This window comes from Tatumella ptyseos ATCC 33301, assembly GCF_000735525.1.
GTDB classification, from domain to species: domain Bacteria; phylum Pseudomonadota; class Gammaproteobacteria; order Enterobacterales; family Enterobacteriaceae; genus Tatumella; species Tatumella ptyseos.
Genome location: NZ_JMPR01000074.1, coordinates 1 through 319 on the forward strand (window position 1 = coordinate 1; position 319 = coordinate 319).

The 319-nt window shown below is 64.6% G+C and carries 1 protein-coding gene; it reads left to right on the top strand.

All coding sequences use genetic code 11. The annotated features are described in order from the left end of the window. The coding region (locus GTPT_RS16615) for an Ig-like domain-containing protein (protein WP_038011960.1) at window positions 1-319 on the top strand (319 nt) is incomplete at both ends.

Below are 319 nucleotides of genomic sequence, written 5' to 3' on the forward strand. Positions count from 1 at the left end.
TGTCACGGTCGAGACCACGGCGCCGGCAGAAGCCGGTGATGTCGAACTGACCGACGGTAACGGTAATAACCTGTCCGGAGCGGAGACAAATGACTCTACCCCGATCCTGAAAGGGACCGCGGCAGCCGGCGACACCGTCACCATTCTGGACAACGGTAAAGTCATCGGCACAGTCACTGCCGGCAGCGACGGCAGCTGGAGCAGCACCCTGCCGGCCCTGGCCGACGGCAGCCACAGCATCACCACCACGGTCACCGATGCCGCCGGCAATACCAGCCAGCCTTCGGCGGCTATTCCTGTCACGGTCGAGACCTCGGCG